An 11,132-nucleotide genomic window follows, 5' to 3' on the forward strand; every position below is an offset into this window, starting at 1 on the left:
ATATTATATAATATATAATATCTATATAAACATTCATAAAATAAATATAATCCATATGATATATACAATTATATATATTATATCGAATTAGGCGGATAGTAAGTGGAGAGGGAAGATGAATGACGGAAAAAAGTAGATTTGAAGAGGAACTTCAAAAATTAAATATCACTCTTACAGAATATCAAAAAGAGCAGTTTGATCGCTATTATCAAATGCTTGTAGAGTGGAATAAAGTAATGAATCTGACAGGAATAACAGATTATGATGAGGTGAATTTAAAACATTTTACAGATAGCTTAACTGTTGTGAGAACTTTGGATCTCAATGAGATATGTTCGGTTATAGATATAGGAACAGGGGCAGGCTTCCCTGGACTTCCTATAAAAATAGCGTTTCCGAATATAAAGGTTGTTTTGTTGGATTCTTTGAATAAGAGAATAAAGTTTTTAGATGCAGTCGCAGAAGAGTTAAATCTTACAGGCATTGAGACACTTCATGGAAGAGCGGAAGATTATGCAAAGAAAAAGGAATATAGAGAACAATTTGATCTTTGTGTATCAAGAGCAGTAGCAAATTTATCAACATTGAGTGAGTACTGTATTCCTTTTGTAAAGAAAAACGGATATTTCGTATCCTACAAAAGCGGTTCATCTGATGAAGAGATTAAACAGTCAGAAAAGGCAGTAAATATACTCGGTGGAGAAATCATAAAAGTTGATAAGTTTCTATTGCCGGGAACAGATATGGGAAGATCTCTTGTGAATATAAAAAAATTGAGAAATACGCCGTTAAAATATCCTAGAAAAGCAGGAATACCTTCAAAAGAGCCGTTGTAGAAAGAAATCTGTAAGGCATATAGTTTTACAAGATATACTGCTTATAATCAGGAAAATCAGAGAAAAGGATAAATGAATATGGATAAAATAAAAACGCCTTGATGGGCGTTTTTATTTTATCCGCATTTTATTGACTGTATTATAATTGTTATTATGTTATTATTCATTCCAAATAAGACAACTGAATTAAACAGATCAATTTAAAATATTTTTTACTGTTTCAATAAATTCCTCTGATTTTTCTATGTGAGGAAGCATCTTCGTGTGATCGATTCCAACAATTTCTATTTCAGGAATTTGATTTTGATACTGGTTAGCGGCGAGTGTATTCTCAGGATTATCATTTCCTATAATAATCGTAATTTTATTTTTTAATTTACTCAGGCAAAATGAAATGTTTGCATTTGTATATCCGAGTTTTTGACAAGCATAAACATATTTCGAATGAGATTTATTTCTATGTGAAGATTCAAAACATGCAAGCACATCTTTTTCATTGACTTTATTTTGATTATAGAAATAAGCGGTAGTAAATCTTTCATTTATAATATCTTTTCTTGTTTTCATATTATATATGAAAGTACCAATAACCGGCATGTATAAAATACTCTTCAATAATTTGCTCTGCTTAGAAGGAACTTTTGCAAGAGAAACTAAATTCTGAGGATTTATCATAATGATACGATCAATTAAAGTCTCATCATTTGCGCAAGTCATTAAGACGAATGATGAAGAATCTCGAGAAACTATTACGTCGGTTTTTTCACCTATTACATCTTTAATGAAATCTGTAAGGAGCTGAACATACAGAAAATTAGTGTATGTTAAGATTGGTCTGTCTGAACATCCGCATCCAAGCAAATCAATCGAGTATACAGTGTTTGTTTCGGAAAAACAATCTATAATCCTATCCCATTCATGAGAAGAAGAAAATACATTAAAATTATGAATAAGAAGAAGAGGAGAACCAGAACCTTTTTTCTTATAAGCAATTTTACCATATTTCCATTCATAAAACGCATATTCATCTTCTTCAAGAAGATTATCAGCAGTTGCAATATATGTAGATAATCTGTTAAACACATGCATTGTTGTTAAAGTAACACCTGTGAAAACAGCAAGTCTTTTCAGTGTTTTATTCATATCCATTCCTTCACCATCTTTCAATAATTTATTCTAATATTATACTACACAGAATTTATCAATTCAAGAAAGAAAGGTGTAATAAGAATATCTTAAGAAGATAAAAATAAAATGTTTCACGTGAAACATTTTATCTGATCAATGGTGATGATGAAACAAACTTCAGTCTTGCTTGAGACCTTGATGACCACTTATAATCCCGGAACGTGACTTCTGAAACTTTTAGAGATGTTATAAATTATTTTAGTATCGTTTCGTTAGATTAAAAACGAAAAGTAAAAAAATATTTTAAAAGAAAAAATAGTGTATTAATTCCTGAAAGAAGAATTTTAATAAAAGTTAAGAAAATGTTTCACGTGAAACATTCAAAAGTTATAGATTAATAAATTAAAAAGTGGTATAATATAAAACACGCGAACATAAAGAACTTGAATTTATATAAGTAGAGTGTTCTTCTTGTGAGCGCCTTGAAATGTAAATTTATATTATATAAAATATGTTAAAAAATGCATATGAGGAGGCAAAAATGGGGAGAATAATTGCTATTGCCAATCAAAAAGGCGGGGTAGGAAAGACTACAACTTCTATAAATCTATCTGCAGCTCTTGCAAGTAAAGGAAAGAAAGTACTTGCTCTTGATATGGATCCACAGGGAAATATGACAAGTGGTTTGGGTGTTGACAAGGATGAAGCTGAAAAAACAGTTTACGATCTGATAATAGGAAATGCGGGAATAGAAGAGTGTATTTGTAGAGATGCACTTGAAAATCTTGATGTACTTCCGTCTAATATAAATCTTTCAGCAGCGGAAATTGAATTGATCGGTGTCGAAAATAAGGAGTATATTTTAAAAACGGAAGTAGAAAAAGTAAAGGATGAATATGATTTTGTTGTAATTGATTGTCCTCCTGCATTGAGTATGCTTACAATTAATGCGATGACAACAGCAGATTCGATAATAGTTCCTATACAGTGTGAGTATTATGCGCTGGAAGGATTAAGTCAGTTGATACATACGATTGAACTTGTACAGGAAAGACTGAATCCAAACCTTGAAATAGAAGGTGTTGTATTTACAATGTATGATGCAAGAACGAATCTTTCACTTCAAGTCGTAGAAAATGTAAAGGATAATTTGAATCAGAATATTTATAAGACGATTATTCCGAGAAATATCAGATTGGCGGAAGCTCCCAGTTATGGAATGCCGATCAATCTCTATGATCCGAAGTCAACAGGAGCAACGAGCTACATGTTGTTGGCGGAAGAAGTTATTCATAAAGGAGAAGAGTAGTTATGTCAGTAAAACGAAATGGTTTGGGGAAAGGATTAGACAGTCTGATACCTAATAAGGCTGTAAAAACAGAAACAGCAGCTAAAAAAGAAGTAAGTAAGGAAAAAGACGAAAGAAAATCTGAATCCGGAGAAATCTTAGTAAAAATCAATGAAGTTGAACCGAACAGAGAACAGCCAAGAAAAGAATTTGATGAAGATGCTCTTATGGAATTAGCAGATTCTATCAAACAGTTTGGTATATTACAGCCTCTCCTTGTTCAAAAGAAAAAGGACTATTATGAAATTATTGCAGGCGAAAGAAGATGGAGAGCGGCAAAGCTTGCCGGAGTAAAAGAAGTTCCGATTATTGTGAAAAACTACACGGATCAGGAAATAGTTGAAATCTCTCTTATAGAAAATATTCAAAGAGAAAATCTGAATCCGATCGAAGAAGCTATGGCATTTAAGCGGTTGTTGGAAGAGTTTGATCTGAAGCAGGATGAAGTTGCCGAACGTGTTTCAAAAAGCCGAACAGCAGTAACTAATTCAATGAGATTGTTAAAGCTGAGCGAGCGTGTACAGCAGATGATCGTGGATGATATGATTAGTACAGGACATGCAAGAGCTCTTTTAGCTATTGATGATGAAGAACAGCAATATATATTGGCAAATAAAATATTTGATGAAAAACTGAGTGTTCGAGAAACAGAAAAACTTGTTAAGGCTTTAAAAAATCCTAAAAAAGAAGTAAAGAAGCAGGAAATAGAACATACGTTTGTTTACAATAATTTGGAGGAACACCTGAAAAATATTATAGGAACAAAAGTAAGTGTGAATCCAAAAGCGAATGGAAAAGGAAAAATTGAGATAGAATATTATTCAGAGGATGAGCTTGAAAGAATCTATGATTTGATTATGTCTATTCAATCTAAGTAATTGACGTGAACATAAAAGGAAAGAAATAGATAAAGTAGAGAACAAATCAATTAAAGAATGACTCGATTAAAGAAAAAATACTGGAAAATAAGACTGAAAATGTAAAAAGGATAAAATAAAAAGAAAAGAATAAGATAAAGAAGAAGTATAAAATATGGGGAGATGAAAAGAAATGAAAGGGATACTGGATAGTTGGGGAGTAGATCCATTTTATCTGTTTATTATCGTATTTATTATACAGATTGTAATGATCGTATTGTATGCGATGCTGAATACAAAATATAAACGTTTGCAAAAAAGTTATTCAACGTTTATGAAAGGAAAAAATGGAAAGAATCTTGAAAAAAGTATTTTCGGTAAATTTGAAGAGCTGGATGAGATTGCAGAACTTGTAAGAGAAAATGAAAAACAAGTAAATGATATTTCAGAAAAAATGAAAACCCATTATCAGAAAGTAGGAATCGTAAAATATGATGCATTTCATGAGATGGGCGGAGAGTTGAGTTTTGCCCTCACAATGTTGGATGAAAATAATAATGGATGGATTTTCAATGCAATGCACAGCAGAGAGGGATGTTATACTTATATAAAAGAAGTTGTAAATGGCGAAAGTTATATCGAACTGTCTTCAGAAGAAAAAGAATGTCTTGAGAAGGCGGTTTATCAAGAAGCATATGATTTAAGAGATATGGAACAATAAGTGTAATAAGAACAGAAACAGTAAATATAAAAGAAAATGGAAACAGGAACATAACTGGCAGATAGAAACAGAAATGTGGATAGAAGAAAACTGGAAGGAAAAAGAGAGAAAAGGAGCAGACAATTATGTTAGACATTAAATTTTTAAGAAGTAATCCGGAGATTGTAAAGCAGAATATTAAAAACAAATTTCAGGATGAGAAACTTCCCCTTGTTGATGAAGTAATCGAATTGGATTTAAGAAACAGAGAAATTAAGCAGGAAGTGGAGGCGCTTCGTGCAGAAAAGAATAAGTCTTCGAAAGAAATCGGAGCAATGATGGCTCAGAAAAAGTTAGAAGAGGCAGAAATTCTTAAGAAAAAAGTCAGTGAGAGCGCGGGAAGAATTGAAAAGTTATCCGCAGAAGAAAAAGAAGTTGAAGAAAAAATCAAAAAAATCATGATGACGATTCCAAACATTATCGATCCGTCTGTTCCGATCGGAAAAGATGACAGTGAAAATGTAGAGCTCGAGCGTTTTGGTGAGCCGGTAGTTCCTGATTTTGAAATACCGTATCATACGGAGATCATGGAATCCTTTAACGGAATAGATCTTGACAGTGCAAGAAAGGTTGCAGGAAATGGTTTTTATTATCTCATGGGAGATATTGCAAGACTGCATTCAGCAGTGATTTCCTATGCAAGAGACTTTATGATCAATAGAGGATTTACATACTGTGTTCCTCCGTTTATGATCAGAAGTAATGTTGTTACAGGTGTAATGAGTTTTGCAGAGATGGATGCGATGATGTATAAGATCGAAGGAGAAGATCTGTATCTTATCGGAACAAGCGAGCATTCTATGATCGGAAAATTTATAAATACGCAGCTTACAGAAGAAGAACTTCCGCAGACATTGACAAGTTATTCTCCTTGCTTCAGAAAAGAAAAAGGTGCACATGGAATTGAGGAGAGAGGTGTATATAGAATTCATCAGTTTGAAAAACAGGAAATGATCGTTGTCTGCAAACCGGAAGAAAGTATGGAATGGTATGAAAAACTGTGGAAAAATACAGTTGATCTGTTCCGTTCAATGGATATTCCGGTAAGAACACTGGAGTGCTGTTCAGGAGATCTTGCAGATCTGAAAGTGAAATCTGTAGATGTTGAGGCATGGTCGCCGCGTCAGAAGAAATATTTTGAAGTGGGAAGCTGTTCGAATCTCGGGGATGCGCAGGCAAGACGACTTGGTATTCGTGTAAAAGGTGAAAACGGAAGTTATTTTGCACATACGTTGAATAATACTGTAGTAGCTCCGCCAAGAATGCTGATTGCATTTTTGGAAAATAATCTTCAGGCTGACGGATCAGTAAGGATTCCTGAAGTACTCAGACCGTATATGGGCGGAAATGACAAGATTGAAGTTAAGAAAAAATAGAGAACCAAGTGTAGAACACTTGAAAAAGATCGAAATAGAAAGATGAAGAACAGATGCATAAGTATTTGAAAGCATTAGGATTTGATAATATTCAAACAAGATCAGACTTAAAAAATCTGCTGAATGAAGTTGAAGAAAAATGTACCCATCAGACCATTGTTTCTTATAAGCCTGGAGAAGATTTCTGTGAGCTGAAAAAAGAATACGGACAATGTATGGGGATTGCATTGTGCGGCGGATTAGATGAAAGAGAATATTTTGATCCATATTACTATTTGCCTTATTTTGAAGGAAGCGGAATCAGCACATATGCAGAAATTGCAGTAGAGAGAAAGATAGAAAAAGAACAGTATCTGGGGATGTGTGAAGATTCGAAGATCGGAATCAGTTTGATATTTACAATACAAAATGGAATTGAATATATGAGGGAACGTCAGGCAGGATTCCCGGCAGATCCGACCACTTCTGTAACATTATCAGGACTTGCGTTGTCAGGAATGATACTGCTTCCGGTAAGTAAGGATGAGCGTAGTATAAAGACTGAAAAAGAAGCGTCCGACAATCGTAAAATGCTTATTAATGCTGCGCGAAACGGAGATCAAAGCGCGATAGAAACTTTGACATTGGATGACATTGATACATATTCCCAAGTTTCCAAAAGACTTGCTAATGAGGATGTGTTTTCCATTGTAGATACTTATTTTATGCCTTATGGGATTGAGTGTGATCTATATTCGATCATGGGTGAAATACTTGCAGTGCGCAAGCGTAAAAACATCGCCACGGGCAGGGAAGTATATCAAATGAAGCTTAATGTGAATGAACTTCAGTTTGATGTATGTGTTCCCGTATCCGAGACGATGGGTGAACCTGAAATCGGAAGAAGATTTAAGGGGACAATTTGGCTGCAAGGATATATTAATTTTTAAAAGATGTTAATCATTAGGTTTCGCAGCTGCCTTTTTATTGCGAGTCAGCATAAATGCAGAGATAGCAGAAGCAGCCGGAATTGTCAGAACGATTCCGAATGTTCCGCATAATCCCTGTGCAATTTCAATGCTGAGATAATTAGAATTTATAAGTTGATTAAACTGTACTTGATATGAGAGGAACACAAGTAGTGTGATGAATGCGCTGCCTGTAAATGCAAGGATCAGCGTGTTCGTCATCGTTCCGATCATATCTTTTCCTATTTCTATGCCGGATCTGAAAATTTCCTTTGCAGAAAGGAACGGATTGTGATGATGAATCTCATAGAGCGATGAAACAACCGACATTCCGACGTCCATGATCGCGCCGAGCGAAGAAATCACAACGCCTGCAAAAAGAACGTCTTTAATCTGCAGGCCGGTTTCCTCCTGTATTAAAATCAAACCGTCTGCATCTGCTGAGCTAAATCCGTCTACATGGATCATAGCAGATGTTATGAGAAAAAGAATCAGCGCAAAAAACATTCCGATCACTGTAGAGAGGATCGCAGAAAATGTTTTTCCACTCTGTCCGTTTAAGAGCAGAAGTGTAACAGCTGTTGATAAGATCGCACATAGGATGCTTGAAGCAATGGGCTGCCATCCCGAAAATACCGCCGGAAGAAGAAATTCGATTACAAGAAACATAGAATAAAGAAGTCCTGCAATGGATTTTAAGCCTTTCCCCCCGCCGATACAAAAGATTGCAGCGGCAAGAACAACTGCACAGGCGATGAGAGGAAGCGTACGGTCGTAATTGTATACGGTATAGTAAGGTTCGATATTATCCGGCATGTCAATATTAATGATAAGGGGCATTTTTATGGTTGCTTTAACATTGTGTGTCTTTGTCAGATAATTTGTCACTTCTATTGTTTCATTTTTTTGAGATCCTTCTGTCATCTTTATTTTTAAGTCTTGACTTCCGAGATAAAGTTTTAGTTTGCTGTCGTATTCAATGTCCTCATTAGAAATCTCCACTACGATACCTTTATCGTAGTGGAGAGTATCTGTACTGTATCGAGAATAGCTTTTAAATCCAAAATGCTGCAGGATCAGCACAGTGAGGACACTGAGGAAAATAAGTGTGAGTACAATCACATTCTGTTTTATTTTTCTCAACATGATTCTATCCTATCTGATCTTAAACAGATCTTTTTTTCTTTTCGTGATAACTGTGATAACTGAAAGTGATGCCGCAAGAAGTAATGCGATTGGGGCGAAAGCAGTAATATCACCGGTTTTTACTGAAGCAGCATGATTGCCGTTGTCGTCGTTATTGCTGTTGCTGCCGCTATTGTTGTTATTGCCGCTATTGCCGTTGCTGCTGTTATTACTGTTGCTGCCGTTATTACTGTTGCTGCCGTTATTACTGTTGCTGCCGTTATTATTGTTGCTGCCGTTATTGCCGTTGCTGCCGTTATTGTTGTTACTTCCATTGTTGCCGTCATTTCCATTTTCATCAGCTTTGACAAGTCCGTCATAAGCTGTCTGTAAAGAAGTGAGAGCTTCATCCAACATAGTTTGAGTTGCATCGGAATTCTGCAATACTTCTTGTGCAGCTTTCAGAGCATTGGAAAAAGTGTTCCAACTTGCTGATGTATAATCAGATTCTGATAAATTTAAATCTTTAAGTTCATTTACTTTATTAGTCAGAGCAGTGTTGTCAGCTTTGTAGATTGTAAATTCATCTAATAAAGAAAGGTCATCTGCATAATAAGTAGTCATTGTATAAGACTGATCTGTTACTTTAATGTCTGTTACCGTTCTTCTGTAAGACTGATCCATTTTAGCGGAATATTCTGCATTTGGAGCTTTGATATCATAGTATTTACTTCCTGATGCAGAGTTTGCAGTAAGATAAAGGATTCCTGCCGGGTTTGTAACACTGCTTTGCACTCCTTTGCTCGTGTCAGGAGTTGTTCCGTCCATCATGTAAGTTCTCGTGTAAACGTGATCATGCCCCATTAACACAACGTCGATATCGAGATCTTTGAAAACCTGTGGAAGCTCTTCTCTTCTGGTAATGATGTCACTGTCGTCAACGTGACTGGCAGTTGAGAAAACAGAATGATGGAACACAACGGTTTTCCATTTTACATTCGGATTAGCAGCAATGGCTTCCTCAATAAATGCTTTATGTTCAGCAGTGGATCTGTCGTTTGAGTTCAGGTTGATGAAAAGTGTGTTTTCATAGACAAACCAGTAATCGCTTCCGGCGGTTGTCTGTCCTTTGTCACTGCTTTCATTTGGAAGATTAAAGTGTTGGTTATAAGCAGCAGAACTTGAATCATGATTGCCGATCGTTGTCGCACTGGGGAGAGTAGTAAACAACTTATTTATGTATCCTGTATACTGTGTTTCATTAGATGCAGTATTAACCTGATCTCCGGCTGAAAGAAGAAAATCAGCATTAAATGTTGAAGAAATTGTTTTTAAGGTTTCATTCCATCCTTCAATATCAGTATTTGTGCTGCCTGCACCGATCTGCGGATCTCCTACAAAAGCAAATTCATAAGATCCATCGTTATTGCCTGAAGTAAAACTGTAAGTGTCGCTGATCGTATTACCATTTTTTACCCGATAAACGTATTCTTTATCAGGAAGGAGTCCTGTAAGAACTGCCTGGTTAGAGTAAAATCCGCTTTCATTTGAGGCAATGGAAGAAGCAGGGACAGTTAAATAATTTTCAGGGAAAGTGTCTCCTGTTTTTACTGCATATTGAACTTCTCCTGCTGTTTCTGTATCCGCATACCATGTAATTCCCTGACTGGATGTATCACTTCCTACAGTAAGGAAAATTGATTTCTGAGATACGTTTTCTGTAGTGCTGTTGTCTCCTTCATTGCCGTCTGTATTTTCATTATAGTTCAGAGACAGATTTGAAAATTCAAAATAAATGTCAGAACTGGATTCGCGATCCTGATGAAGTTCAACAGAAAGGATGTTTGTTCCTTCTTTGATGATGTCTTTCAGTTGGTCTTTCGTCAGAACAACAGATGTTTCTTTTGGAGCGCCTGCGCTTACTCCGGCATAGTAAAGATTATTTTCCTGTGTATCTGTCGGCATATCTACGGAAGTGATTAATTGCCCGTTTAAATAAACAGCAACAGCATCGTCGTGGAAAAGGCTTCCGGTGATAGAAGTAATCTGATCAATATTTGCTGCATCAAATGTTGTTCGGAAGAAAAATGTCGGAGTACATTTGCTGCTGTCTTCTGCCTGATATTGTTGCAAAAGAACTGTTGGAGTAAATCCGTTAAAAGATGTCAAACTTCCTTTTTTTGCACCAAATTTTCCTGCGGCAGATTTCCATGAAGAATCATTGAAGTCTGAGGTTGTCCAGGCAGTGAGAGAAGAAAGTCCTGATGCCGGATCAGTGTTATCATCAAGATACTTCCATGTTGTACTTTCGTTGATAACGGTTTTATTTTCTGTGGTATCTTCTTCTTTGGCATAAGCGGTAACCGAAGTGTTCGGAAAAGGCAGTGCATTTATAACGCCTCCGGTTCCGAGAATTGCTGCAAGCGCTGCAGCGCCGATCTGTAATTGAACTGTTCTTTTTTTCATAATAACCTCCTGTAAAAGTGTTTGTCTCATCCGTATGGTGATGTGATTGTGTTTGATACGAAAGACATTAGTTTCAACAGAAAAATCTGTCAGATATGGAAAATACGAAAAGATTTCCATATACCGGTAGTTATCGTAGCATTCAAAAAAAATACATACAATAGACCTTACAGTCTTTTAAAATAAGTGACAAAAATTTAAAATAAGACAAGAAAATTAACAAAAAAAGGTCGGTGGATTTAACGGAAAACTAACAAAAGAAAAAATAAGAAAAGAAAAATAAGAATAG

General features: G+C 35.5%; 9 protein-coding genes. 6 read left to right on the top strand and 3 right to left on the bottom strand.

Annotation, left to right across the window (positions count from 1 at the left end):
- Positions 1–119 precede the first annotated feature (119 nt).
- Entirely contained in the window at positions 120–836 is a 717-nt protein-coding gene (rsmG, locus tag RCH61_RS08930) for a 16S rRNA (guanine(527)-N(7))-methyltransferase RsmG (RefSeq protein WP_306480482.1), read from the top strand.
- A 195-nt stretch (positions 837–1,031) separates the two neighbouring features.
- Here the strand turns inward: rsmG and RCH61_RS08935 are convergent, their stop codons facing one another.
- On the bottom strand, positions 1,032–1,985 hold the full coding sequence (locus RCH61_RS08935) for an alpha/beta hydrolase (protein WP_306480483.1): 954 nt from the start codon (positions 1,983–1,985) through the stop codon (positions 1,032–1,034).
- A gap of 520 nt (positions 1,986–2,505) precedes the next feature.
- Here RCH61_RS08935 and RCH61_RS08940 point away from each other — a divergent pair.
- The 5 genes from RCH61_RS08940 (at position 2,506) to RCH61_RS08960 (ending at position 7,234) form a co-directional block, all read left to right on the top strand.
- Positions 2,506–3,273 carry a ParA family protein gene (locus RCH61_RS08940; protein ID WP_306480484.1) on the top strand — a complete coding sequence of 256 codons (768 nt, stop codon included), beginning with the start codon at positions 2,506–2,508 and terminating at the stop codon, positions 3,271–3,273.
- A 2-nt stretch (positions 3,274–3,275) separates the two neighbouring features.
- Entirely contained in the window at positions 3,276–4,190 is a 915-nt protein-coding gene (locus RCH61_RS08945; protein ID WP_306480485.1) for a ParB/RepB/Spo0J family partition protein, read from the top strand.
- 172 nt (positions 4,191–4,362) lie between these two features.
- Complete coding sequence (locus RCH61_RS08950) at positions 4,363–4,890, top strand: DUF4446 family protein (protein ID WP_306480486.1); 528 nt, start codon at positions 4,363–4,365, stop codon at positions 4,888–4,890.
- A 125-nt stretch (positions 4,891–5,015) separates the two neighbouring features.
- Entirely contained in the window at positions 5,016–6,305 is a 1,290-nt protein-coding gene (serS, locus tag RCH61_RS08955; protein ID WP_306480487.1) for a serine--tRNA ligase, read from the top strand.
- Positions 6,306–6,358: 53 nt separating this feature from the next.
- Entirely contained in the window at positions 6,359–7,234 is an 876-nt protein-coding gene (locus RCH61_RS08960) for a DUF3881 family protein (RefSeq protein ID WP_306480488.1), read from the top strand.
- 6 nt (positions 7,235–7,240) lie between these two features.
- Here RCH61_RS08960 and RCH61_RS08965 read toward each other — a convergent pair whose 3' ends face one another.
- Together RCH61_RS08965 and RCH61_RS08970 are read right to left on the bottom strand one after the other, a co-directional pair.
- On the bottom strand, positions 7,241–8,398 hold the full coding sequence (locus tag RCH61_RS08965) for a YibE/F family protein (RefSeq protein ID WP_306480489.1): 1,158 nt from the start codon (positions 8,396–8,398) through the stop codon (positions 7,241–7,243).
- A 9-nt stretch (positions 8,399–8,407) separates the two neighbouring features.
- Entirely contained in the window at positions 8,408–10,843 is a 2,436-nt protein-coding gene (locus RCH61_RS08970; RefSeq protein WP_306480490.1) for a metallophosphoesterase, read from the bottom strand.
- Between the last annotated feature and the right edge of the window lie 289 nt (positions 10,844–11,132).

Source organism: Mediterraneibacter sp. (genome assembly GCF_030825015.1).
Taxonomy (GTDB): domain Bacteria; phylum Bacillota; class Clostridia; order Lachnospirales; family Lachnospiraceae; genus Mediterraneibacter.